This is a genomic window from Streptomyces cyanogenus, from assembly GCF_017526105.1.
In the GTDB taxonomy this organism is placed as follows: domain Bacteria; phylum Actinomycetota; class Actinomycetes; order Streptomycetales; family Streptomycetaceae; genus Streptomyces; species Streptomyces cyanogenus.
In genome coordinates this window covers 2883323-2906430 of sequence record NZ_CP071839.1, presented here as the reverse complement: position 1 = coordinate 2906430, position 23108 = coordinate 2883323, and the positions used below count along the sequence as shown (strand labels likewise).

Genomic DNA, 23108 nt, shown 5'->3' with positions numbered 1-23108 from the left:
CCCGAACTCCGGGAGGTCTCCATGGCCCTGGACACGCACGGCACGGCGAAGGACGTGAGCAGCGGCGAACACGTTCCGGGCAGCGTGCTGGTCCCGATCGGCGCGCTCCTGCTCGGACTCCTGCTCGCCGCCCTCGACCAGACCATCGTGGCGACCGCGCTGCCCACCATCGTGAGCGACCTCGGCGGGCTGGAGCACCTCTCCTGGGTCGTCACCGCCTATCTGCTGGCCGCGACCGCCGCGACCCCGCTGTGGGGCAAGCTCGGCGACCAGTACGGCCGCAAGCGGCTGTTCCAGACGGCCATCGTGATCTTCCTGATCGGGTCGGCGCTGTGCGGCATGGCGCAGAACATGCCGCAGCTCATCGCCTTCCGGGCGCTCCAGGGCCTGGGCGGCGGCGGGCTGATGGTGCTGTCCATGGCGATCGTCGGCGACCTCGTGCCGCCCCGCGAACGCGGCCGCTACCAGGGCCTGTTCGGGGCCGTGTTCGGGGCGACCAGCGTGCTCGGACCGCTGCTCGGCGGCCTGTTCACCGAGCAGCTCAGCTGGCGCTGGGTGTTCTACGTCAACCTGCCCGTCGGCGTGGTCGCGCTCGCCGTGATCGCCGCCGCCCTGCGCATCCCGCGCCGCACCGCCCAGCACGTCATCGACTACCTGGGGACCTTCCTGATCGCCGCCGTCGCCACCTGCCTGGTGCTCGTCGCCTCGCTCGGCGGTACCACCTGGGCGTGGGGCTCGGCGCAGATCGTCGGGCTCGCCGTGCTGGGCGTGCTGCTGGCCGTGGCGTTCGTCGCCGTGGAGCGGCGCGCCGCCGAACCCGTGCTGCCCCTGAAACTCTTCCGCATCCGCACCTTCGGCCTCGCCGCCGTGATCAGCTTCATCGTCGGCTTCGCCATGTTCGGCGCGATGACCTACCTGCCGACCTTCCTCCAGGTCGTGCACGGCATCTCCCCGACCCTGTCCGGGGTGCACATGCTGCCCATGGTGGCCGGTCTGCTGCTGTCGTCCACGGTCTCCGGGCAGATCGTCAGCCGCACCGGCCGCTGGAAGGTCTTCCCGACAGCCGGCACCGCCGTCACCACCCTCGGCCTGCTGCTCCTGCACCGGCTCGACGAGCACAGCTCGACCGCCGAGATGAGCGTCTACTTCTTCGTCTTCGGCCTCGGCCTCGGCCTGGTCATGCAGGTCCTGGTGCTCATCGTGCAGAACGCCGTCTCCTACGAGGACCTGGGCGTGGCCACCTCCGGCGCCACGTTCTTCCGCTCCATCGGCGCCTCCTTCGGCGTGGCCGTCTTCGGCACGGTCTTCGCGAGCCGCCTCGGCGACGAACTCGCCGACGCCTTCCGGGGCGTACGCCTGCCGGCCGGCGCCAGTGCCGACGCCCTGAAGGCCGACCCGCGGGGCATCGCCGCCCTGCCGCCCGCGCTGCGCCCGGCGGCCCTGCACGCGTACGCGTCCGCCATCACCGACGTCTTCCTCTACGCCGCCCCCGTCGCCCTGCTCGGCTTCGTGCTGGCCTGGTTCCTGAAGGAGGACCGGCTGCGCGGCTCGGTCACCGCACCCGACGTCTCCGAGACCATCCCGCCCAACCCCGTCGAGCGCTCCTCCTACGACGAGGTGTGCCGCGCCCTGTCGGTGCTCGGCACCCGGGAGGGCCGCCGCGAGGTCTACCGGGAGATCACCGAACGGGCCGGGTACGACCTGCTGCCCGCCGCCAGCTGGATGCTGCTGCGCATGCGCCGCTACGGCTCCGTCGAACCGGCGGTGCTGGCCGAGCGCAGCCCGGTCCCGCTGAGGGCGGTCATGGCCGCCGCCCGCCAGGTCGAGGAACGGCGGCTCGCCGAACGCCGGGGCCTGGACCTCGTCCTGACCGGCACCGGCCGCGAGGCCGCCGAACGGCTCGCCACGGCCCGCGAGGAGTCCCTGGCCGAACTGCTCGGCGACTGGTGGCAGCCCGGCCGCGAGACCGACCTGACCCGGCTGGTCCACGACCTCACCGGCGAACTGTGCGGGGCCGAACGGGAACGCCCGCACAACGGCACGGTGACGGTGGTCAGTTGACGGACCCGGCCGGCACCAGCTCCTTGCGGAACCAGTGTTCGGCGTACGGGTCGGTGTTGTGCGGGCCGGTCTCGGTGTAGCCGAGCCGGGCGTACAGGGCGCGGGCCTCGACCAGATCGCTGCGGGTGTCGAGGACGATCCGCCCGGCGCCGAGAGCCCGCGCGGCAGCTTCGGCGGCGGCCACCAGCAGCGGGGCCCCGCCCCGGCCGCGCCGCTCCGGCAGCACGAACACGCGGGTCAGTTCGGCGGTGTCCGGATCCAGCAGCCGTACGCCCGCCGAGCCGGCCGGCGTGCCGTCGTACCGCCCGACGAGCAACTGCCCGCCCGGCGGCGCGAGATCGGCCCCCGAGTGCGCGGCGATCTCCCGCTCCAGCTCGTCCGGGTCGGTGCGGTGCCCCTCGTGCAGCAGGTACCAGCGGTCGCTGACCTCGGTGTAGTACGCCCGCCACAGCGCGGCGGCGGCCGGGGAGCCGTACGGTTCCGGAGCGATCGTCCATGTCATGCCGGCCATTGTCGGGAGCCGCCCCGTGCCCTCCGCAACCGGATATGGGCGCCGCCGTGGCGGGGCCGGGAGCCGTTTGTGGGCCTGCTTCCGGGTCACCCGAAGGGAGAACCGGCCAGCGGGGCCGGTCCGAGCGGAAGGCAACCATGTCCACAGGCTTGATCATTCTGTTGATCGTGATCGCAGCGGTCGTGGTCGTCGGTGCGGCCACCCTGGTCGTGCGCAGCCGCGGCAGGCACGGCGGCAGCCTGAAGCGGCGCTTCGGGCCCGAGTACGAGCGGGTCCTGGCCCTGCACGACGGGGACACCAAGGCCGCCGAACGAGAGCTTGCCGAGCGCGTCGAACGCCATGGTGAGCTGCGGGAGCGGCCGCTGGACGGCGCCGAGCGGCAGCGGTACGCGGACCGCTGGACCGCCGTGCAGGAACACTTCGTCGAATCGCCCCGGGAGGCGGTGGCCGAGGCCGACCGGCTGCTCGCGGAACTCGCCGCCGTGCGGGGCTACCCGGACGGCGGGCGGTACGAGGAGCAGCTCGCCGCGCTGTCCGTGCACCACCCCGAACACGTCGACGGATACCGGCAGGTGCACCGGGCCGCCCGCACGGGCGCCGGCGACGGGGCGGGCGGGTCCGGCGCGGCGACCGAGGAGCTGCGGTCGGCGCTGCTCGGCGCACGCGCCCTCTTCGAGGAGCTGACCAGCGCCGAGTCCGGCCGGCACCGGGCCCCGGCCGGTGCGGAGCGCACGGCGCCGCCCGCTGCGAACCGCTCCCACGCCCGCTCCCACACGTCGTGGGCTCTGCACCGGAGCCGACCGAAGGAGAGCTGAACGCCATGACGGACAGGACGAGCGGCCCCGGCGGCGACCGGCACCGCACCGAGCGCTTCACCCGTCCCCAGGGGGACGAGTGGACGCCGGAGCAGGAGTCGCCGGACAGGGACGAGTGGTCCCCGGGCGACGCGTTCCCGGCCCACCGCACCCCGAGAGAGCCCCGCCCGGACGAACGCCTCCCCGGCGAACCGGCACCCCGTACGAGCCCGGCCCGCGGCTCGGCCGAGGGCACGGGCGGACGGCTCACCGGTGCGGACCCGAGCGGCGGGGCTCCCGGCGGGAGCACCGGCGACCGGCCGGCGGCCGAGGAGGCCGCACGCGGTCGGGACCTGGGGACGGAAGCGAGTGGTACGGCCCAGGGCGCGGACGGCGGTGGTCGGCCCGCGTGGGCGGCCGGACCCGGGAAGGAAGGGCTCACCGGGGACGATCGCGCGCCCGAGGAGACTCCGCCGCCTCCGGGGCCGGCGGGGGCCCCGGAGGGCGGCCGGCGCCCGGAGAGCGAACCGGCCCCGAGGCACGAGCACGGCTCGGAGGGGCTGCGGCCCGGCACGGAGGACCTGGCGTCGCAGACGCCCGGCAGCGGTCGGCGGGGGCCGGACGCGTCGGCGGAGCCCGGCGGGCAGGGCGGCCGGATCGCCGGTGCGGGCTCGGTGGACGAGGACGGGATCATGCCGGACGACGGGCTCGGTGCGCCCGCCGTCGGTGCGGCCAGCGGGCGCGAGGCCCGTACGGCCAACGGGCGGGGAACGGACTCCTGGCCGACGGCGCCAGCGACCGCCACCGCACCCTCCGGCACCGGCGCCCCGCTCCTGCCGCACGAGGAGACGGATCAGTGGGAGCACCGGCTGCGCGAGGTGGCCGTCGGGTTCGTGGACGACCCCAGGGAGGCCGTCGAAGAGGCCGACCGAGCCCTGGAGGAGATCACCGCGCGGTTCACCGAGGCCGTGACGCGCCGCCGCCGTACCCTGCGGATGTCCTGGCAGGAAACCGAGGCGCGCGACCCCGGCGCCGAGGCCGACACCGAGCAGCTGCGGCTCGCCCTGCGCGACTACCGGGAACTGGCCGGGCGGCTGCTACACGGCTGAGCCGGCCACGCCCCCGTCGTCACCCCTGGCGGCAGCCCTGCGCTGCCGCCATTCCCGTACGACCTCCTCGACGTCGTACGGCTTCCTGCCCAGCGGCGGACCGGGCGGCGGCTTGAACATCATGTCCCGGATCCGGACGTTCACATCCTCGATGATCTTCCGGGCGATCCGCTCCGAGGGCGCCGCGTACGCCGCCTCCAGCGCGTCCTCCGCCTCCTTGCGCAACGCGAGCGCGGGCGGCAGCACGGCCAGCCCCTCACGCACCAACTTCCGCTTGACCCACCACAGTTCGTCGTACGTGGAGTCGACCTCCGAAGGCAGCGGCGCGCCCGCCCCCGGCAGCCGGTCGAACTCCCCGCGCCCCTGCGCGTCGCGGATCTGCTTGTCCACCCACGACTCGAACGGCACACCCGGTGGCTTTCGCTCGGTCATGAACCCATTGTGCCGGACGCGGCCCCGCCGGGCGTTTTATCATTCGGCGGCGGTGACGCACAGCGCCCGCCGCAACCCAGCACCGCACAAGGACGTTTCAGGGGGAACGCTCGTGCTCGAACTCACCATGGCCGCCGTCTCCGGGGCCGACACGGGCGCCACCGCCGGCATGATGATGGCCGAGGCCCCCAGCGAGCCCGGCGCCGTCCTGCGGGTCGGCCGCGACGGGGCGCTGTGCCGGCTGGCCACCCCCGAGGACTGGCTGTTCGTCTCCCGCGTCCACCTGGAGTTCCTGTGCGGCCCGGACGGCACCTGGCAGCTGACCTGGCTGCGCGGCTCCCAGCCCGACCCGGCGTCCGAGGTGCATCTCACCGTCGGACCGCAGGTGCAGCCCGTCGGCTACGGCGCGACCGTGCCGCTGCCGCACGGCGGGTCCGGCGAGATCGTCATCCAGGACCGCACCGCGCCGCGCAGCGTCAACGTCGGCTTCTACCACGACCTGTGAGCCGGCCCACCGCGAGCCGGTGCCCTCAGCCCAGCACCCGGGCCAGCGCGAAACCGTCGTAGCCCTTGCTGCCGACCGTCTGGATCGCCGTACCGGTCAGCCGGGGGTGGCCGGCGATCAGTTCGATCGCGGCGCGGGTGCCGACGACGTCCGGCTCGGTGCTGCCCGGGTCGGCCACCCGGCCGCCGCGCACCACGTTGTCCAGCACGATCAGGCTGCCCGCCCGGGTGAGCCTGATCGCCCACTCCACGTAGTGCGGGTTGTTGACCTTGTCCGCGTCGATGAAGACCAGGTCGAAGGGGGCCGGGTTCTCGTCGGCGAGCTTGGGCAGCGACTCCAGCGCCGGCCCCACCCGCACCTCCGCGATCCGGTCCAGGCCCGCGCGGGCGATGTTCCGCACGGCCACCTCGGCGTGCTTGGCGCTGTACTCCAGCGAGATCAGCCTGCCGTCCTCGGGCAGGGCGCGGGCCAGCCAGATCGTGCTGTACCCGCCGAGCGTGCCGATCTCCAGGATGTGCCGCGCGCCCTGCACCTGGGCGAGCAGCTGGAGGAACTTGCCCTGCGCGGCCGTGACCGCGATGGCGGGCAGCCCGGCGGCGTCACTGTCGCGCAGGGCCGCGCACAGGGCCTCGTCGTCCGGTGAGAGATTGCTGATGAAGTAGTCGTCGACGTCGTCCCAGAGCTGCGACCCGCTCATAGCGTCTGCTGCCTTTCCCGAGTGTCCTGATTCGATGATCGCAGCAGAGCACCGTCTCCGGCAGGACAATCAGCGGGCCGGGGCGGCGCCTGGAAGCCGACGGCCCCGCCGCTCCTCGGGGGTGCGGGGCACCGCGCGCCGGGCAGGACGGACCCGTACCCGGCGGACGACCCGCACCCCTGCGGCCCAGGCCCTCCCCTTCGGATCGCGCAGGACCAGCGGGCGGCGCCGGGGTGCGGGACGGTGTGTCGACCGGTCGGCCGTCATGGAGCCGGACCCGGTGCCGGCCGAGCTGCGCCTTTCCGTCGCCGGCTGACCGGGACGGAGCGCCGGAGAGCCCGAGAAATGGTTTGCCGACCCGGTGGCTGTGTGTCACCGTTCGGCCTGGACCGGCAATTGATCATCGGCGGCCGGCCGATGTCGACATGCCGGCGGCCTCCCGGGGATCCACCTGAGAGGTGGCGAACGAGGGGAACCGGTGCCGTGGGGAACAGTTACGAGGACGAGTGCCGCCGGTCGTTGGCCCAGGAGCAGGCGAAGAGCCTTGCCGGGACCAACGGCTGGGAACATGTGGACAGGGAGCGGGTCCACCGGGACTGGGACGTCCTGTACCGGGAGATCACGGCTTTCCTGGAGGGCGGCTCCCTGCCCGGGGACCAGCAGATCCAGGAGCTCGTCCGCAGACACTTCGACATCGTCTGCCGGTTCTACACCCCCTCCAGGGAGGCTTACGTCGGCATGTCGCTCTTCTATGCCGAGGACGAGGCCATGAGGGCGTTCCACGATTCCTACCACCCCGGGATGGCAGAGTTCATGGGCGCCGCGATCAAGGTGTTCGCCGAGCAGGGGAGCGGGTTCGCCCCCAGCGCAGGGGCCAAGGCTCCGGCGTAGTCGGGCGACACGGGCCAGGGCATGCACGGGCGGGCGCGCCCGGACCGGGGGTCCGGGCGCACCCGCCGAGGGGTGAGGCGGTCTTCAGGCCCAGCGGCTGAGACAGTCCCGGCCCAGCGGCCTAGCGGCCTTCCACGGACGGGGCGGAACCGGGCAGCGGCCGTCCCGCGCACTCCGACATCCGCCACACGGCGACACCGCCCACGACGGCCGCGGCCATCATGTAGTACGCGGGCATCATCATGTTGCCCGTCGCCCTGATCAGCGCGGTCACGACCAGCGGAGTCGTCCCGCCGAACAGCGACACGGACACGTTGAACCCGACGGACAGGGACCCGTAGCGCACCCGGGTCGGGAAGAGCGCGGGCAGCGCGGCCGGCATGGCCGCCGTGAAGCACACCAGGAGCAGGCCCAGCGCGCCCATGCCCAGGCCGACGGCCAGCAGGCTGCCCTGGCGGATCAGCAGCAGGGCCGGGACCGACAGGAACAGGAAGCCGGCGCAGCCCGCCGCGATCACCGGTCGCCGCCCGATCCGGTCGGTCAGCGCGCCGGCGAACGGCTGGACGACCATCATCAGGACCATCACCGCGAGCACGACCAGCAGCCCGTGCGTCTCGTCGTACTTCAGCTCGCTGGTGAAGTAGCTCGGCATGTACGACAGCAGCATGTAGTCGGTGACGTTGTAGACCAGGACCAGGGCCATGCACAGCAACAGGGACTTCCACTGACCGGTGATCATCTCGCGCAGCGGCACCTTCGGCCGGGCGGCCTCGGCCTTGGCGACCTCCGCCGCGAACGCCGGGGTCTCCTCCAGCCGCATCCGCAGGTACAGACCGATGATGCCCATCGGGCCCGCGATCAGGAACGGGATGCGCCAGCCCCAGGCCGTCAGGTCGTCCGAGGACAGCAGGGCGGTCATCAGCGTGACCAGGCCCGCGCCGCCGATGTAGCCGGCGAGGGTGCCGAACTCCAGCCAGCTGCCGAGGAAGCCGCGCTTCTTGTCGGGCGCGTACTCGGCGATGAACGTCGTGGCGCCCGCGTACTCCCCGCCGGTGGAGAAGCCCTGCACCAGCCGGGCGGCGAGCAGCAGCAGCGGCGCGCCGACGCCGATGGTGGCGTAGGACGGGATGAGGCCGATCGCGAACGTACCGACCGCCATCATGATCATGGTGACGGCGAGGACCTTCTGCCGGCCCACGCGGTCGCCCAGCGGACCGAAGACGAGGCCGCCGAGCGGGCGGACCAGGAAGGCCGCCGCGAAGGCGCCGAACGTCGACAGCAGCTGCGCGGTCGGGTTGCCGGACGGGAAGAAGACCTTGCCCAGGGTGACGGCGATGTAGCTGTAGACACCGAAGTCGAACCATTCCATGGCGTTGCCGAGCGCGGCCGCCTTCACGGCGCGCCTGACGAGCGCGGGGTCGGTGACGGTGACGTCGTGGGCCTTCGAGGCCCGGCGGGTCTTCTGATGCGGGAGAGCGGCTGCGGCGGTCGCCAAAACGGGGCTCGCCTACCTTTCGACGGGGACGGGGACGGGCCCGGACGGCGGCGGTGACGTGCGACGGGCCGAAAAACGACCATAGGGGGAGTTCTGCCCTTTACATGCCGTATGCGTTTGGGTGCATAGGGCATCGAAAGCAGGGATACGCAGGTACGTCTGCCCGCTCACGCAGTGGCATTCCACCTGCTCACTGTGATCCTTGTCGCGCGCCTGACGTGCAACCGAGGGGTTCTCGGGCACTGGCCCCGACCGGCACCGGTTTCAGTCGGGCCCCGCGGAAACGTCCTGGAAGCCGCACTCGAACCAGACCGTCTTTCCGCCCCCGGCCCCCGTCGACACCCCCCACTTGTCCACGACGGCGTCGAGCAGCGCCAGACCCCGCCCGCTCTCCGCGTCCCGGTCCGCGTCCGGCTCCAGTCGGGGCCGCCCGGTGAAACCGTCGGTCACTTCTGCCCGGACGCCCGCGGTCTGCCGTGCCACCACGAGCGTGCAACGCCGGTCCGGCACATGCCGTACGACGTTCGTCACCAACTCGCTCACGCCCAGCTCGACGGCGAACGTCAGCTCCTGCAACTGCCACTCGTCCAGCAGCGAGCGGACGATGCGGCGGATGTGGCGTACCGAGTGCTCGCCCACGGTGAGCTGCATGCGGTACTGGGGAGTGTGGGGAAAGTCGAGGTTCACAGGACGAGGCTGACGGCGCATCACTACGCTGGGCTACCGGGTGAACACAACCTGTCCGAGAGGGGACTTGCCGTGGTGAACATCAACACCCTCGACCCCGGCGCCTCGCCGCTCGACTACTACGGCTTCGAGTTGCGCCGGTGCCGGGAGGCGGCGGGGCTTACGCAGCGGCAGCTCGGCGAGATCGTCAACTACACCGGGTCGCTGATCGGCCAGATCGAAACGGCACGGAAGCTGCCATCTCTGGAATTCAGCGAGCGGGTGGATGTCGCGCTGGGGACGGGTGGGCTACTGACTCGACTTGTTCCGCTGGTGATGCGGAGCCAACTTCCGACGTGGTTCCGGGAAGTTGCCGAGTTGGAGGTGAGGGCCGTAGAAATCTGCTCCTTCCAGACGCACATGGTCCTTGGCTTGCTCCAGACTCCGGCATACGCACGCGCCGTGCTCGGAGCAGTGAATCGGAGCAAGCTCGATGACCGCACCGCCGTTCGTCTGGCACGTCAGCAGGTCTTCGAGAAGGAGGAGCCGCCCGTCTTCTGGGCGGTCCTCAGCGAGGCTGCGCTGCACTTGGAGATCGGCGACAGGGAGACCATGCGGGGTCAACTGGCCCACCTGTTGACCTTCGAGGACAACCCCCGGATCAACATCCAGGTGTTGCCGTTCTCTGTCGGTTCACACGCTGGGCTCACCGGCGCATTCGACCTCTATCGCTTTGCCAGTGATCCGACCATCCTCTATACCGAGACCTACGGCAGTGGGCATCCCACAGCAAACCCGGAGACGGTCAAAGACTGCTCGCTCCGTTACGATCATCTTCAGGCCGCCGCGCTCTCCCTCAAAGACTCGGCGGAGCTGATCCGACGCGTGATGGAGGACCGCTATGGAGAGCAAGTGGCGTAAGTCGAGCTACAGCGGCGACCAGGGCGGCTCGTGCGTCGAATGCGCCCCCCTCGGCGGCCTGACCTGGCAGAAGTCCTCGTACAGCAGCGACCAGGGCGGCCAGTGCCTGGAAGTCGCCGCAACCCCCACCACCCTGGCCATCCGCGACTCCAAGACCCCGGCGGGGCCGATCCTCACCGTCGCCCCCGCCGCGTTCACCCGCTTCGTCGCCTGGGCGTCGGCTACAGCCGCTGGATGATCGTCCCGGTGGCCAGGCCGCCGCCCGCGCACATCGTGATCAGCGCGAACTCCTTGTCGAGGCGCTCCAGTTCGTGCAGGGCGGTGGCGATGAGGCGGGCGCCCGTCGCGCCCACCGGGTGGCCCAGGGCGATCGCTCCGCCGTTGACGTTGACCTTCTCCAGGTCCTGCTCGAAGACCTGGGCCCAGCTCAGGACCACCGAGGCGAACGCCTCGTTGATCTCCACGAGGTCGATGTCCTTCAGGGACATCCCGGCCTTGCCCAGCACCGCGCGTGTGGCGTCGATCGGGCCGTCGAGGTGGAAGTGGGGGTCGGCGCCGACCAGGGCCTGGGCGACGATGCGGGCCCGGGGTTTCAGCTTGAGGGCGCGGGCCATCCGTTTGCTCGCCCACATGATCGCCGCCGCGCCGTCGGAGATCTGGGAGGAGTTGCCGGCGGTGTGGACGGCCGTCGGCATGACCGGCTTGAGGCCCGCCAGCGCCTGCGGGGTGGTGTCCCGAAGGCCCTCGTCCTTGTCGACCAGGCGCCACATGCCCTGTCCGGCGTACTGCTCCTCCTCGGTCGTGGGCACCTGTACGGCGAAGGTCTCCCGCTTGAAACGTTCCTCCGCCCAGGCGTGGGCCGCCCGCTCCTGCGACAGCAGTCCCAGCGCGTCGACGTTCTCGCGGGTCAGGCCCCGGTGGCGGGCGATCCGCTCGGCCGCCTCGAACTGGTTGGGCAGGTCGACGTTCCACTCGTCGGGGAACGGCTTTCCGGGGCCGTGCTTGGAGCCCGAGCCCAGCGGGACCCGGGACATCGCCTCGACGCCGCAGCTGATGCCGACGTCGATCACGCCGGCCGCGACCATGTTGGCCACCATGTGCGAGGCCTGCTGCGAGGACCCGCACTGGCAGTCGACCGTCGTGGCCGCCGTCTCGTACGGCAGTCCCATGGTCAGCCAGGCCGTGCGCGCGGGGTTCATGGACTGCTCGCCGGCGTGGGTCACCGTGCCGCCGACGATCTGCTCGACGGCGTCGGCGGGGATGCCGGTGCGGCCGAGGAGTTCACGGTAGGTCTCGCCCAGGAGGTAGGCGGGGTGCAGGTTGGCGAGCGCGCCGCCGCGCTTGCCGATCGGGGTGCGGACGGCTTCGACGATCACGGGTTCGGCGGCCATGGGTGCGGGTCCTCTCCGAGAGGGCTCTCCTCCAGAACTAGTACGCGTTCTAGTTCTGTTCAGCAGTCTGCTGACGTGACGTCCATCACCGCAAGGGTCTTGCAGGTGCCGAGGGTGCGATCTGCACGCGTTCCGCACCGATTGGGGGTGTCGTGCCCCTTGCCTCTTGTAGAACCCGTTACTACCTTCACGGCACCCGCTGATGGACCGTCAGATGGCTGGAGTCGCCGATGCCCTGTCCAGCGCTGCCCGACGGGTTCGACCTCACCGACCCCGATCTGCTGCACCACCGTGTGCCCCTCCCGGAGTTCGCCGAGCTGCGCCGTACCGAGCCGGTCCGCTGGATCCCGCAGCCGCACGGCATCGCGGGCTTCGCCGACGCCGGCTACTGGGCCGTGACCAGGCACGCCGACGTCAAGTACGTCTCGACGCACCCGGAACTGTTCTCCTCCTCCCTCAACACCGCGATCATCCGCTTCAACGAGCACATCGAACGCGACGCGATCGAGGCGCAGCGGCTGATCCTGCTCAACATGGATCCACCGGAACATACGCGGGTCCGGCAGATAGTGCAGCGCGGGTTCACGCCACGCTCCATCCGTGCGCTGGAGGACCGGCTGCGGGCCCGCGCCGAGGCGATCGCCGCCGCCGCCCGTGCCCGCTCCGGGCCCTTCGACTTCGTCACCGAGGTCGCGTGCGAGCTGCCGCTCCAGGCGATCGCCGAGCTGATCGGGGTCCCGCAGGACGACCGGTCCAAGATCTTCGACTGGTCCAACAAGATGATCGCCTACGACGACCCCGAGTACGCGATCACCGAGGAGGTCGGCGCCCAGTCGGCCGCCGAGATCATCGCGTACGCCATGAACATGGCCGCCGAGCGCAAGCGCTGCCCGGCGCACGACATCGTGACGACCCTGGTGGCGGCCGAGGACGAGGGCAACCTGAACTCCGACGAGTTCGGTTTCTTCGTGCTGATGCTGGCGGTGGCCGGCAACGAGACGACCCGTAACGCCATCACCCACGGCATGCACGCCTTCCTCACCCACCCCGGCCAGTGGGACCTCTTCCGCCGCGAGCGCCCGTCGACCACGGCCGAGGAGATCGTCCGCTGGGCGACTCCGGTCAACTCCTTCCAGCGGACGGCGACCCAGGACACGGAGCTGGGCGGGGTCCTCGTCAGGAAGGGCGACCGGGTCGGGCTCTTCTACGCCTCCGCCAACCACGACCCGGAGGTCTTCACCGACCCCGACACCTTCGACATCACCCGCGATCCCAACCCGCACCTGGGCTTCGGCGGAGGCGGTCCCCACTACTGCCTCGGCAAGTCCCTCGCGGTCCTGGAGATCGACCTCATCTTCAACGCCGTGGCCGACGCGATGCCCGGCCTGCGCCTGACCGACCCCCCGCGCCGCCTGCGCTCCGCGTGGATCAACGGGGTGAAGGAACTGCGGGTGAGGGCCGGTTGACCGGCTACAGGACTGCCATCGCCCCTCCGTTGCTCAGGTACGTGAACCCGTACTTGTCCAGTTCCTGCTGCGATTCGGAGTAGGACGGTTCCTTCTCCTCCCCGTCGGACACCAGGGAAGCGGCCAGGGGGCTGAGCGGGTTCGTGTTCTCGGTGCCCAGCATCCACCACAGGGTGATGTGCCTGCGCTTCCTCGTGAAGTTCAGGATCTGGTTGCTGTAACTGACCGGGACGCTGTACTTGACGTAGGCGGAATCCGCGGGGACCCCCAGCAACCTCGTCACCCATTCGGGGGCTTTCTCTCCCTTTTCGGCCCAGGAGTGGTATTCCCCCACGGGTGCTTGCTGGAGCATCCTGTCCTTCCTCAGCAGATACGCATCGCTTTGGACCTGGACCGCCCGGTACGCCTGGGTCGGCAGTTCGATGGTCTTCTCCTGCACGTACTTCTCGCCCGGGTCCAGTTTGTAGTCGAAGGGCGCCAGGAGCAGTCCGAGGCTGACCGTGAAGGCTTCCGGCTTGTCGGCGAAGGCGTTCAGGTCGGTCAGCCCGTCGCTGTCGATGTCCTTCTCCCACTCCTTGACGCTTCTGGAGGTCTGGTACGTCGACTTCCAGTTGACCCCGGTGAGCGAGTAACTCGCCCCCACGACGTACGCGGCCACCGTCCCGGTGTTCTCCAACTGGAACGTCAGCGGCACGTACGTGGTCTCCTTGTCCTTGCGTACGTTGCCGATCTTCGCGGAGAGCACCACCGTCATGGGTGAGGCGTAGGGCGTGTAGATCTGCGTGTAGACGAAGTTCGCGACGGTGATCAGCGCGGTGGCGGAGGCGATCGCCGCGAAGTTGCGGCGGAAGGTGATCTGCCGCCAAGCCCGGCGGCGGTGGAGGAGGTCCCACAGCGCCCAGGCCGACCACACGACGAGACCCAGCCAGGCCCACAGCCAACGCGTGTACTCCTCTGTCTGGATCACCAGCAGCATCAGACCGGCGCCCAGTACGGCCAGCACTCCGAACAGGGTGATCGCGGTCGTGTATTTCGATCCGCGCCCCGCGAATCGGTCCACGACGACGCAGATCGCCCCGGCGAAGGCCGCCAGTCCCGCGACGACGAGGATCCCGCCGGCGAGGCGACCGGCGTAGGACAGCGCATGGGTGGTGTCCGCATGGCCCAGGTAGACGAGCAAGGCGGCGGCCGCGACCAGGCCGGCGGCCGTGAATCCACCGGATATCCGTCCACGGCTCAGGGCAGGGGGTGTGGGTTCCATGGCGCCATGCTCGTGCCGCGGGGTCCGGCGGGCCGCCGGGGCTGCTCCGTTCGGCCGAGTCACTCCCGGCCCGACGCGAGCACCGCCATGAGTCCGGACGCCAGTGCCGCGAGCAGCAGCGCGACGCCCAGGCCGTGGTGCAGGACCAGCCAGGCGCCCAGGCAGGCACCGCCGGCCATGGCGAGGACCGAGGCCGAGCGGCGCGGCGAGCGGTGGCCCGTGGCGTCGCCGAGGCGGGACTCGGAGGCGAGGGCGGTGAGGGTCATCGTCTGGACCGTGGTGGTCAGGTCGGGCACGCCCAGTTTGCGGACCGTCGCGTTGCGCAGGCCCATCGCGAAGGCGGTGAGGGCGATCAGGGCGTACCGGGTCCCGGTGGAGCCCGGCCAGGCGAAGGCCACCGCCGCCGACCCGCCGACCAGCACCGCCTCGGCCGACAGGATCAGCCGCGCCCAGCGGCGGCGGGAGCCCCGGCCGAAGCGGGCCGCCGTCCGGCCGCCCGCCACCGTGCCGAGCAGGAAGCAGACCAGGGACGTGGCCGTGTGCGGGACGGAGAAGCCGGGGGCGCCGGCCGCGGCGAAGCCGAGGACGACCACGTTGCCGGTCATGTTGGCGGTGAAGACCCGGCCAAGGCCCAGGTAGCTGACGGCGTCGATCAGGCCGCTGACCACGGTGAGCGTCAGGAGTACGGCCACCAGCCGCAGCCCGCGCCTCTCCGGGTCCCGTTCCACCGGTGGCGTCGGCGTCGTCATCGTTCCTCCGCGGTCCTCCGGGGTTGCACCACGGGACACGGTAGGGAACAGCGGCCCGTGCGCGTGCCCGGACATGCGCGCGCACCCTCGCCGGGCGGAGGCGAGGGTGCGGGTGCCGGGTCAGCCGGGGTGCTGCCGGGGGACGGCGGCTCAGTACCAGCCGTTGGCCTGCCAGAAGTTCCAGGCCTTGACCGGGCTGCCGTAGCGGGAGTTCATGTAGTCCAGGCCCCACTTGATCTGCGTGGCCGGGTTGGTCTTCCAGTCGGAGCCGGCCGAGGCCATCTTCGAAGCCGGCAGGGCCTGGACCAGGCCGTAGGCGCCGGAGGAGCTGTTGGTGGCGCTGGGGTTCCAGCCGCTCTCGTGCTCGACGATCTTGCTGAAGGCGTTGAACTGTGCGGCGTCCGGGATCATCCGGTGCGCGATCGCCTGGGCGGAGGAGGCGGAGGAGGTGGCGGCGTGGGCGGGCGCCGCGGTCAGAGCCAGGCCGGCGGTGGCGGCGGCCACGGCGGCGGTGGTGAGGGCCTTCTTCGGGGAAGCGATGCGGCGAATGAAGGAGACGGACACGGAGAACCTCTTACGTCGGGGACAGGGGGTCGCCCGCAGGGAAGGACCACGCGCTGTGGCCGTATGCGTCGGCACCGCGGCCCGGTCGGGCTCGTGGTGCCTGGCGACGTCGTCCAGAGAAGCAGGCCCGGAAGGTGTCCGCAATGACCCCTTTTACTAGTTGTGGCCGGATGGAAGGGAAACGTCCACTCTGTGACGTGGCTCGCAATCCGCAGGTCAGGAGGGGTGCACCAAAGGATGTATCGGACAAATAGGACTACGGCCCCGCCTCGTAGGTGACGTGCGTCATGTGGGGTGCTTCACCGTCTCGCTCACGGACGCGACACGAGTCCTCACCCGCCGGGACCGTCGAATGTGACCGCCGTCTCGAAAGCGGCCCGCCGTGTCGCCCGGCGCAGCGCCCGCAGCACCGCCGGGCCGAGCGCGAGGGTCAGCACCACCGTGCAGACCGCCCGGCCCAGGTCCCAGCCGAGCGAGGTGGCCACGCAGTACGCCACGAAGTGGGCCAGGTTCACGGCGACCGGGGCCCCGGCGGCGAAGGAGATGTTCGAGGCGGCGCTGTCCAGGAAGGTCCAGCCGGCCAGGTTCATCACCGTGCCGTAGGCGAAGGCCGCCAGGAAGCCGTACGCGGCGAGCATCAGCAGCTCGACCCGGCCGCGCAGCCGCACCGGGCCGGGCAGCAGGCCCGCGCCCATGGTGAACCAGCCCATCGACAGCATCTGGAACGGCAGCCACGGCCCGACCCCGCCCGTGAGCAGCGCCGACGCGAACATCGTCACCGAGCCCAGCGCGAACCCGAAGCCGGGGCCGAGCACCCGCCCGCTCAGCACCATCAGGAAGAACATCGGCTCGATCCCGGCCGTACCCGCGCCGATCGGCCGCAGCGCCGCCCCCGTCGCGGCCAGCACCCCCAGCATGGCCACGGCCTTCGGTCCGAGGTCCGACTCCGAGATCGCCGCCGCCACGACCGCCACCAGCAGGATCAGCAGGCCCGCGAAGAGCCACGGCGCGTCCTGGGCGTGGGCGCTCAGGTGCGAGGCGGGTGGGGCGAGGAAGGGCCAGAACAGGGCGGCCATCCCCACCGCGCTGGTCAGCGCGAGCGCGGCCAGTGAGCGGGGGCCGAGGCGGACGGCGTGGACGCGGGCGGGGGGCGCGGCCGACGGGGTCACCGCGTCCCGGGCACCCGCACCGGGGGGTGCGGGCGGTGGAGCGGGTGCGGTCGGTGGGGTGCGGCTCATGCCAGGGCCTCCCGGACCTCGGCCACCGTCAGCCACCGCTGCGGGGCCAGGATCTTCGTCACCTGCGGCGCGAAGGAGGGGGAGGACACCACGATCTCGGCCGTCGGTCCGTCCGCGATGACCTCGCCCTCGGCGAGCAGCACCACCCGGTGGGCCAGCTCGGCGGCCAGCTCCACGTCGTGCGTGGCCAGCACGATCGCGTGTCCCTCGGCCGCCAGCCCGCGCAGCACGGCCACCAGGCGGGCCTTGGCCGCGTAGTCCAGCCCGCGGGTCGGCTCGTCCAGCAGGAGCAGGGGAGGGCGGGCGGTCAGGACCACGGCCAGCGCGAGCGCCAGGCACTGGCCCTCCGACAGGTCCCTCGGGTGCGTGTCGTCCGCGATGTCCGGCAGCAGCCCGGACACCAGCGACCGGCAGGTGCCGGGCTCGGCGCCGGCGTCCCGGTCGGCCGCCGCGCACTCGGCGGCGACCGTGTCCGCGTACAGCAGGTCGCGCGGGTCCTGGGGGACGAGACCGACGTGGCGCACGAGGTCCCTGGGCGCGGTGCGGTGGGGGGCGACCCCGCCGACGGCGACGGTTCCGGAGGTGGGCGCCAGGAGGCCGACGAGTGAGCCGAGCAGGGTGGACTTGCCGGCGCCGTTGCGGCCCATGAGGGCGACGGTTTCCCCGGGGGTGACGGTCAGGTCCACGTGGCGGAGGGCCTGGACGCGGTCACGGCGGACGGAGAGGGCGTGGACCTCGGCGATGTGCGTACGCGGAGGTACCCCGGTGGGACCGGGGCGGCGCCGGAACAGGGAGCGGCGGGGTCGGTCAGGGGCGGCCTGCCGCTGCGGGGCGGGCGGGGGGCCGCTCGCCGGCTCGGGCAGGGTGCCGACTGCCCCCACCCGTGCCGCCCCGGCGGCCCGGCCGCCCGCAGCCGGGGCGCCCGGAGGAGGGCTGCCTGCGGCTGCGGTGGCAGGGGAATGGCTGCGGGAGGACTGGTTGCCCGTGGCCGTCGAAGGGGTGCGGGTGGCCAGGCGGTCCCGGAGGGCCCCGGCCTGGCGGCGGGCGTTGCGGACGGTGAGGGGGAGGGGGGACCAGCCGGCCAGGCGGCCGAGGGCGACCACCGGGGGGTGGACCGGGGAGACGGCCATGACCTCGGCCGGGGGGCCCACGACCGGGGTCGCGCCCGGCGCGGGGAGGAGGACGACGCGGTCGGCGTACTGGATCACCCGCTCCAGGCGGTGTTCGGCCATCAGGACCGTCGTCCCCAGGTCGTGCACCAGCCGTTGCAGCACGGCCAGCACCTCCTCGGCGGCGGCCGGGTCCAGCGCCGAGGTCGGCTCGTCCAGGACCAGGACCTGCGGGTGCGGGGTGAGCACGGAGCCGATCGCGACACGCTGCCGCTGCCCGCCGGACAGGGTGGCGATCGGGCGGTCCCGCAGTCCGGCGAGGCCCAGCAGGTCCAGGGTCTCCTCGACCCGGCGGCGCATCACCTCCGGGGCGAGGCCCAGCGACTCCATGCCGTAGGCGAGTTCCTCCTCCACGGTGTCCGTCACGAAGTGCGCCAGCGGGTCCTGGCCCACCGTGCCGACCACGTCGGCGAGTTGTCGCGGCTGGTGGGTACGGGTGTCCCGGCCGGCCACCGTCACGCGGCCGCGCAGGGTGCCGCCGGTGAAGTGCGGGACCAGTCCGCTGACCGCGCCCAGCACGGTCGACTTGCCGACCCCGGACGGACCGGCGAGCAGCACCAGTTCACCCTCGGGCACCTCGAAGTCCACGCCGTCGACGGTGGGTTCGGCGGCACCCTCGTACGTCACGCTGACATCCTCGAAGCGGATCACGGATGCTCCTTGGGGAGGAAGGCGGGCAGCAGGGCGAGCAGGACGGCCGCGGCCGGCCAGAGCGGGAGGGCGGGCGCGACGAGGGGGACGACCCCCGGGTGCAGGGCCTGCGGATCGCGGACGGAGGCGAGCGTGAGCAGCGCGGCCACCGCGGCACCGGAGCCCGAGACCAGCCAGGCACGCGGTCCCCACGGATCCGGGCGGTACCGCGTCCGCAGCGAACGCCGGCCGCCCAGCCGCAGCCCCGCGAGCGCGGCGACGACTCCGGCGAGCAGCAAGGGAAGCCCGTACGCGCCCCCTTCCGCCGTCAGCAGCCCGTACGTTCCCGCGCACACCCCCAGCAGGCCGCCGAGGGTGAGCGCGGTCGTCGTACGGCGGACCCGGGCGGGGACCTCGGCGGTACGGCCGTAGCCGCGGGACTCCATCGCGGCGGCGAGCGCGACCGAGCGCTCCAGCGCGCCCTCCAGCACCGGCAGTCCGACCTGGAGCAGCCCCCGCAGGCCCCGGTCCGGCCGGCCGCGCAGCCGGCGGGCGGCGCGCAGCCGCTGCACGTCGGCGACCAGGTGCGGGGCGAAGGTGAGGGCGACGACCACGGCCACGCCCGTCTCGTACAGCGCGCCCGGCAGCGACTTGAGCAGGCGGGTGGGGCCGGCGAGGGCGTTCGCCGCGCCGACGCAGACGAGCAGGGTGGCGAGCTTCAGCCCGTCGTAGGCGGCGAAGACGACCGCCTCGGCGGTGACCCGGCCGCCCAGCCGGATGCCCTGCGCCCAGTGCGGGAGCGGGACTTCGGGCAGCGTGAGCAGGGTGTGGGTGCCCGGGATGGGGGAGCCGAGGGCCACCGCGAACAGGACGCGGACGAGGACGACGGCGAGGGCCAGCCTGACGAAGGCGGTGTAGGAGCGGGCCCAGGGGGTGGGGGAGCGGTGCGTGGCCACGACGTAGGCGGAGGCGGCCGTGAGGAGGCCGAGGAGGAGGGGGTTGGTGGTGCGGGTGGCGGCGGTACCGAGGGATATCGCCCAGACCCACCAGGCGCCGGGATGCACGACCGCTCGGCGCCGGGCGGGGGCCGGGTCGCACTCACCGGGACTCATCGCGCCGCCGTCGTGACTGCCACACCGCCGCACCGGCCAGCAGGGCGATCACTCCCACACCGATCGGCAGCCCCAGGGAAGGCCCGCCGTCGGTCGTGTCCCCGCTCTGCTCGCCCTCGGCGGAGACCTGCTCGCCGCACCCCTTCCCCGGATACCCGGCGATCGCGCACAGCAGGGCGTTGGTGTCGTACCGGAGCGGCTTGGCCACAGCGGCCAGCGCATCCGCGGTCGTCGCGTCGGCCGGCACCCGCGCGCAGGCCGTCCGGCGGCCCGGCGGCGTCTCACCGGACGGACCGTCCGCGCGGGTGCCGAAGTCGAGGACGAGGCCGACACGCTTCGTACCGGAAGCGGCGGGCGTGTCGGCGCAGATGGAGGTGAAGTCCGCCGCACCGCGCGGCCGGCTCGCGTCCGCCGAGTCCGCGCTCACCGCGAACCGGAAGCCCTGCACCGCGCCGTCGTCCGGGCGGACGGTCGCCGGCCCCTGGGTGGCGTACGTCCAGTGCCCGCCGGTGCGTTCCCAGAACGACCAGTAACGGTAGCCGGCGGCCCCCGCCGGCCCGGCGGAGGCGAGGAGCAGCAGCGCGGCGAGCCCGGCGGCGAGCACCGGCACGGCACGGCGGTACACGGTCACGGCCGGCGCTGCTTCCGGCCGCTCAGCAGGAAGCCGATGCCGATACCGGCGACGAGCCCGGCGCCGACGATCCACCAGACACCGGTGCCCGAGTCGTCGGACTCCTCCGCGTTCTCGGTGTGCCCCGTGGCGGAGTCCATGTACGGGGCCGGGCCGAGCGCGTTGAGGGAGCTGACCAGGCTGGTGCCGTTGAAGTCGCCCGGCTGCTCCCCGATCGCGTGGGCGGCGAGGATCAGCTGGGCGTACGCGGCCGGGCCGCTCTGCACCGCCCACGGGCCGGCGTTCTTCTCCAGCCAGGCGTACGCCTTCTTCGCCGGCTCGGTCCGGCCGTCCGCGGCGAGCGCGACGACGGCGTCCGCCGTGTTGCCGTAGTCGGGCTGGTCCTTGGCACCGGGCAGGGCCGACCGGAGGTGGCCGCTCTTCGCGAGCGCCGTCGCCAGGTACGCGCCGGCGTTGTCGGCGACCTGCTCCCGGGTCGGGTGCTCGGCCGCGGCACAGGCGTCCTGCGCCGGGGACTTGCCGGCCTCCGCCACGAACCCCTTGCCGAGCGCGCCGAGCACACCGGCCGCCGTCGCGTCCGCGTTGGCGAGCAGCTTGCCCTTCTTGTCCGGCTGGTAGGCGAGGGCGCCGCCGCCGTCCTGGTCGCACGGGATGGACCAGGCGGGCAGCGCGTCGTACGGGGACTTGCCGGACGTGTGGACGTTCGCCGGGTCGGTGCCGGCCGCGGTGAGCGCGCCGATGACGACCGAGGTGGAGTTGGTGTCGCTGGGGCTGCCCGGGTAGTAGCCCCAGCCGCCGTCCTTGTTCTGCACGGACTTCAGCCAGTCCACGGCCTTGCCGACGGCACCGCCGTGCCCGCCGGTCGCGGCCAGCGCCTGGACGGCGGCGGCCGTGCTGTTGGTGTCGGGCTTGGTCTTGGCGTCGCAGGGCTTGGCGGGGTCGGCGCGGAAGGCGGCGAAGGAGCCGTTGGCGCACTGCTGTCCGGTGAGCCAGTCGACGGCCCTGGCGGCGGGCCGGTAGCCCAGCGTGCGCTGGGCGAGCAGCGTGAGCGACTGCCGCCACACGCCGTCGTACGTCGGGTCGCTCTTGCCGTACAGGCCGGGCTGGACCGTCGCCTTGGCGGACGGGGACGGGTCGGCGGCCGTGGCGGGCGCGGCGGCGGCCAGCACGCCTATGGCGGCGAGAGCCGCGGCACTGCGGCGGACGTTCATGGTCGGCGACTGCCTCTCCTGTGGGGAGCCGGGCAGCGCACGGGAGACACCCCGGGCGGCTCGGCTCCGTAGACCTCGACGGTGCCGTGCGCGGCGGACCGCCGGCGCACGCGAGCCGGTCAACGTCCCGCCCGGGGCAGTCCGGCTCACCGCCCCTTCCGGCGGCACACGGCTGGGGGCGCCCCCGGCGCGAGCGCAGCCGAGAGCTGGGGAGGGTCAGCGCCGGAATTGCACCGGCTTCTCCCCGTACGGGTGTGATGACGACCCCGCCACTTTACCGGCCGCCCTGCCAGGGCCGAGGGGTGGCTGTCGGCACAGGGGGTTGGTGACCGGGGTCACGGGCGCGGGAGCGCGGAAAGGCGGCCCTAGGCCGCGTACACGTCGGGTGTCGGCAGGACCGTCGCCGTCAGGTGGTGGGCCAGGCGGCGCAGGGCCGTTTCGCAGTCCGTGGGGTCCTCGGCCGTGACCACCCAGTGGGCCAGGCGGTCGCCGGTGTTCGCGTGGGGGGCCGCTGTCACCGGGGCGCCGGGGCGGTGGGTGAGGAGCATGCGGTCGGCGGCCGGGTCGTGGTCGGCGGCGGGGTCCAGGTGGAGGTGGGCCAGGCGGCCGGTCACGGTCGGGTAGGCGAACTGGACGGCGGCGGCGCGCTGGCTGGTGGGGGCCAGTTCCGGGTGCCGGCCCGTGGCGAGGGCGGCGGCGGCCCCGGTCAGGTCGACGCCGGTGGCGCGCTCCACCAGCAGCGGGATCAGGTCGCCGGGGAGGTGCGGGGCGACGTCGAGGACGCGCGGGCCGCGGTCCGTCAGCCTCAGGACGATGTGCGCGACCGTGTGGGTCAGGCCCAGGGCGTGGACGGTCCGCTCGACGCACTGGCGCAGGAAACGGTTGTGTAGGAGGCCGTCGTGGGCGTGGACGCCGTGCCGCAGCGCGACCCGGGCGGGCGGCGGGCCCGGGGTCGTACGGGTGAGCGCGACGATGCGGACCTCGTCGTCCAGGACGACCGTCTCGGCGGACACCAGTGGGCCGGCTGTGTCCTCCCGGTCGCCGGCACCGGCCGTGGGCAGCCGGTGCCGCAGGAGGAGGGCCTGTAACGCCACCGGGTCGGCGCAGACCGCGGCCGTCTCGTACGGCAGGCCCGGCAGGCCCAGCCGGCCGGTGATCCGCGCGGCGGTGGCCAAGTGCCCGGTGCACCAGGTCAGTACGCCGGCGACCGGATGCATGGCCGCGTAGGCCAGGACCGCCTCCGCCGCCTGGGTCTCCCGGGCCGGGTCGGCCGGGAGGTGCGCCGCGACGTACGGGCGCGCCCAGGCGGGCGGGTCCGGGTCGACCAGGACGACCGGGTGCAGCGCGGCGATCCGCGCCAGCGAGAACTCGTCGCACGTCTCGCGGCGTCCGGCCCCGAGGAGCACGACGGGCTGCGCCATGGTCCTGGACCTTCCTCAGGGAGAGGGCGGACAAGAAACACCCCGGGTGCCGCTCCCCCATAGGCGGCACCCGGGGCGGGTCGGATCTTGCTCTCCGTGCAGTGATCCTCACCCACGGCGCCCCTAACTGTCAACGATAGCTGCGGAATTTGGCAGGGAGCGTTGTCACGTCTGGTCGCCGAA

The 23108-nt window shown here is 72.7% G+C and carries 23 protein-coding genes; 8 read left to right on the top strand and 15 right to left on the bottom strand.

Annotation, left to right across the window (positions count from 1 at the left end):
* The first annotated feature begins 21 nt into the window (after positions 1–21).
* Positions 22–2061 (top strand): MDR family MFS transporter, encoded by a 2040-nt coding sequence (locus tag S1361_RS13050; RefSeq protein WP_208036577.1) that lies wholly within the window; start codon positions 22–24, stop codon positions 2059–2061.
* Here the strand turns inward: S1361_RS13050 and S1361_RS13045 are convergent.
* On the bottom strand, positions 2054–2572 hold the full coding sequence (locus S1361_RS13045; RefSeq protein ID WP_208032024.1) for a GNAT family N-acetyltransferase: 519 nt from the start codon (positions 2570–2572) through the stop codon (positions 2054–2056). The two genes, S1361_RS13050 and S1361_RS13045, sit on opposite strands and share 8 nt — an antisense overlap.
* Before the next feature lie 137 nt (positions 2573–2709).
* Here S1361_RS13045 and S1361_RS13040 point away from each other — a divergent pair, with 137 nt between their 5' ends.
* Positions 2710–3387, top strand: a complete 678-nt coding sequence (locus tag S1361_RS13040) for a hypothetical protein (RefSeq protein WP_208032023.1) — start codon at positions 2710–2712, stop codon at positions 3385–3387.
* Between the two features lie 5 nt (positions 3388–3392).
* The gene (locus tag S1361_RS39190; protein ID WP_243769163.1) at positions 3393–4475 is read left to right on the top strand and encodes a hypothetical protein; all 1083 of its coding nucleotides are present in this window, start codon (positions 3393–3395) and stop codon (positions 4473–4475) included.
* Here the strand turns inward: S1361_RS39190 and S1361_RS13030 are convergent.
* Complete coding sequence (locus S1361_RS13030; protein ID WP_208032022.1) at positions 4464–4907, bottom strand: DnaJ family domain-containing protein; 444 nt, start codon at positions 4905–4907, stop codon at positions 4464–4466. The genes S1361_RS39190 and S1361_RS13030 overlap by 12 nt on opposite strands.
* Before the next feature lie 112 nt (positions 4908–5019).
* On the opposite strand from S1361_RS13030, the gene S1361_RS13025 reads away from it, so the two are divergent.
* The gene (locus S1361_RS13025; protein WP_208036575.1) at positions 5020–5412 is read left to right on the top strand and encodes a hypothetical protein; all 393 of its coding nucleotides are present in this window, start codon (positions 5020–5022) and stop codon (positions 5410–5412) included.
* 25 nt (positions 5413–5437) lie between these two features.
* Here S1361_RS13025 and S1361_RS13020 read toward each other — a convergent pair whose 3' ends face one another.
* On the bottom strand, positions 5438–6109 hold the full coding sequence (locus S1361_RS13020; RefSeq protein WP_208032021.1) for an O-methyltransferase: 672 nt from the start codon (positions 6107–6109) through the stop codon (positions 5438–5440).
* 483 nt (positions 6110–6592) lie between these two features.
* Here S1361_RS13020 and S1361_RS13015 point away from each other — a divergent pair, with 483 nt between their 5' ends.
* Positions 6593–7000, top strand: a complete 408-nt coding sequence (locus S1361_RS13015) for a TipAS antibiotic-recognition domain-containing protein (protein ID WP_208032020.1) — start codon at positions 6593–6595, stop codon at positions 6998–7000.
* Positions 7001–7121: 121 nt separating this feature from the next.
* Here the strand turns inward: S1361_RS13015 and proP are convergent, their stop codons facing one another.
* Entirely contained in the window at positions 7122–8495 is a 1374-nt protein-coding gene (gene proP / locus S1361_RS13010) for a glycine betaine/L-proline transporter ProP (protein ID WP_208032019.1), read from the bottom strand.
* A 264-nt stretch (positions 8496–8759) separates the two neighbouring features.
* Positions 8760–9146: an ATP-binding protein gene (locus S1361_RS13005; protein ID WP_243769514.1), complete on the bottom strand. Its 387-nt coding sequence runs from the start codon at positions 9144–9146 to the stop codon at positions 8760–8762.
* Positions 9147–9254: 108 nt separating this feature from the next.
* Here S1361_RS13005 and S1361_RS13000 point away from each other — a divergent pair, with 108 nt between their 5' ends.
* Both S1361_RS13000 and S1361_RS12995 read left to right on the top strand, forming a co-directional pair.
* A complete protein-coding gene (locus S1361_RS13000) occupies positions 9255–10082 on the top strand; it encodes a helix-turn-helix domain-containing protein (protein WP_208032017.1) in 828 nt (275 codons plus the stop codon).
* Positions 10063–10320 carry a DUF397 domain-containing protein gene (locus tag S1361_RS12995; RefSeq protein ID WP_208032016.1) on the top strand — a complete coding sequence of 86 codons (258 nt, stop codon included), beginning with the start codon at positions 10063–10065 and terminating at the stop codon, positions 10318–10320. The genes S1361_RS13000 and S1361_RS12995 overlap by 20 nt, the downstream gene beginning before the upstream one ends.
* Here the strand turns inward: S1361_RS12995 and S1361_RS12990 are convergent.
* Positions 10304–11473, bottom strand: coding sequence for a steroid 3-ketoacyl-CoA thiolase (locus tag S1361_RS12990; RefSeq protein WP_208032015.1), 1170 nt, complete (start codon positions 11471–11473; stop codon positions 10304–10306). The genes S1361_RS12995 and S1361_RS12990 overlap by 17 nt on opposite strands.
* Positions 11474–11703: 230 nt before the next feature.
* On the opposite strand from S1361_RS12990, the gene S1361_RS12985 reads away from it, so the two are divergent.
* A complete protein-coding gene (locus S1361_RS12985) occupies positions 11704–12939 on the top strand; it encodes a cytochrome P450 (RefSeq protein ID WP_208032014.1) in 1236 nt (411 codons plus the stop codon).
* A 4-nt stretch (positions 12940–12943) separates the two neighbouring features.
* Here S1361_RS12985 and S1361_RS12980 read toward each other — a convergent pair whose 3' ends face one another.
* From S1361_RS12980 to S1361_RS12940, 9 genes are all read right to left on the bottom strand, one after another.
* Positions 12944–14200 carry a hypothetical protein gene (locus S1361_RS12980; RefSeq protein WP_208032013.1) on the bottom strand — a complete coding sequence of 419 codons (1257 nt, stop codon included), beginning with the start codon at positions 14198–14200 and terminating at the stop codon, positions 12944–12946.
* A gap of 59 nt (positions 14201–14259) precedes the next feature.
* Positions 14260–14949, bottom strand: a complete 690-nt coding sequence (locus S1361_RS12975; RefSeq protein WP_208032012.1) for a YoaK family protein — start codon at positions 14947–14949, stop codon at positions 14260–14262.
* Between the two features lie 150 nt (positions 14950–15099).
* The gene (locus tag S1361_RS12970; RefSeq protein ID WP_208032011.1) at positions 15100–15513 is read right to left on the bottom strand and encodes a lytic transglycosylase domain-containing protein; all 414 of its coding nucleotides are present in this window, start codon (positions 15511–15513) and stop codon (positions 15100–15102) included.
* 332 nt (positions 15514–15845) lie between these two features.
* Entirely contained in the window at positions 15846–16751 is a 906-nt protein-coding gene (locus S1361_RS12965) for an ECF transporter S component (protein ID WP_243769162.1), read from the bottom strand.
* On the bottom strand, positions 16748–18571 hold the full coding sequence (locus tag S1361_RS12960; RefSeq protein ID WP_208032010.1) for an ABC transporter ATP-binding protein: 1824 nt from the start codon (positions 18569–18571) through the stop codon (positions 16748–16750). The genes S1361_RS12965 and S1361_RS12960 overlap by 4 nt, the downstream gene beginning before the upstream one ends.
* Positions 18568–19662: an energy-coupling factor transporter transmembrane component T gene (locus tag S1361_RS12955; protein ID WP_208032009.1), complete on the bottom strand. Its 1095-nt coding sequence runs from the start codon at positions 19660–19662 to the stop codon at positions 18568–18570. Before S1361_RS12955 ends, S1361_RS12960 begins: the two co-directional genes overlap by 4 nt.
* Positions 19649–20293, bottom strand: coding sequence for an SCO2322 family protein (locus S1361_RS12950; protein ID WP_208032008.1), 645 nt, complete (start codon positions 20291–20293; stop codon positions 19649–19651). The genes S1361_RS12955 and S1361_RS12950 overlap by 14 nt, the downstream gene beginning before the upstream one ends.
* Positions 20290–21504 carry an SCO2321 family membrane protein gene (locus S1361_RS12945; RefSeq protein WP_208032007.1) on the bottom strand — a complete coding sequence of 405 codons (1215 nt, stop codon included), beginning with the start codon at positions 21502–21504 and terminating at the stop codon, positions 20290–20292. The genes S1361_RS12950 and S1361_RS12945 overlap by 4 nt, the downstream gene beginning before the upstream one ends.
* 365 nt (positions 21505–21869) lie before the next feature.
* Positions 21870–22925, bottom strand: coding sequence for an ATP-grasp domain-containing protein (locus tag S1361_RS12940; RefSeq protein WP_208032006.1), 1056 nt, complete (start codon positions 22923–22925; stop codon positions 21870–21872).
* Positions 22926–23108 lie beyond the last annotated feature (183 nt).

What these genes read in the sequence shown, in the direction of transcription:
- S1361_RS13040 (WP_208032023.1), top strand. Translation starts at nt 2,710, where the DNA reads ATGTCCACAGGCTTGATCATTCTGTTGATCGTGATCGCAGCGGTCGTG.
- S1361_RS12965 (WP_243769162.1), bottom strand. Translation starts at nt 16,751, where the DNA reads ATGAGCCGCACCCCACCGACCGCACCCGCTCCACCGCCCGCACCCCCC.
- S1361_RS13045 (WP_208032024.1), bottom strand. Translation starts at nt 2,572, where the DNA reads ATGGCCGGCATGACATGGACGATCGCTCCGGAACCGTACGGCTCCCCG.
- S1361_RS13020 (WP_208032021.1), bottom strand. Translation starts at nt 6,109, where the DNA reads ATGAGCGGGTCGCAGCTCTGGGACGACGTCGACGACTACTTCATCAGC.
- S1361_RS39190 (WP_243769163.1), top strand. Translation starts at nt 3,393, where the DNA reads ATGACGGACAGGACGAGCGGCCCCGGCGGCGACCGGCACCGCACCGAG.
- S1361_RS13005 (WP_243769514.1), bottom strand. Translation starts at nt 9,146, where the DNA reads ATGCAGCTCACCGTGGGCGAGCACTCGGTACGCCACATCCGCCGCATC.
- S1361_RS12975 (WP_208032012.1), bottom strand. Translation starts at nt 14,949, where the DNA reads ATGACGACGCCGACGCCACCGGTGGAACGGGACCCGGAGAGGCGCGGG.
- S1361_RS12980 (WP_208032013.1), bottom strand. Translation starts at nt 14,200, where the DNA reads ATGGAACCCACACCCCCTGCCCTGAGCCGTGGACGGATATCCGGTGGA.
- S1361_RS12940 (WP_208032006.1), bottom strand. Translation starts at nt 22,925, where the DNA reads ATGGCGCAGCCCGTCGTGCTCCTCGGGGCCGGACGCCGCGAGACGTGC.
- S1361_RS12955 (WP_208032009.1), bottom strand. Translation starts at nt 19,662, where the DNA reads ATGAGTCCCGGTGAGTGCGACCCGGCCCCCGCCCGGCGCCGAGCGGTC.
- S1361_RS13030 (WP_208032022.1), bottom strand. Translation starts at nt 4,907, where the DNA reads ATGACCGAGCGAAAGCCACCGGGTGTGCCGTTCGAGTCGTGGGTGGAC.
- S1361_RS12985 (WP_208032014.1), top strand. Translation starts at nt 11,704, where the DNA reads ATGCCCTGTCCAGCGCTGCCCGACGGGTTCGACCTCACCGACCCCGAT.
- S1361_RS12945 (WP_208032007.1), bottom strand. Translation starts at nt 21,504, where the DNA reads ATGAACGTCCGCCGCAGTGCCGCGGCTCTCGCCGCCATAGGCGTGCTG.
- S1361_RS13050 (WP_208036577.1), top strand. Translation starts at nt 22, where the DNA reads ATGGCCCTGGACACGCACGGCACGGCGAAGGACGTGAGCAGCGGCGAA.
- S1361_RS12990 (WP_208032015.1), bottom strand. Translation starts at nt 11,473, where the DNA reads ATGGCCGCCGAACCCGTGATCGTCGAAGCCGTCCGCACCCCGATCGGC.
- S1361_RS12995 (WP_208032016.1), top strand. Translation starts at nt 10,063, where the DNA reads ATGGAGAGCAAGTGGCGTAAGTCGAGCTACAGCGGCGACCAGGGCGGC.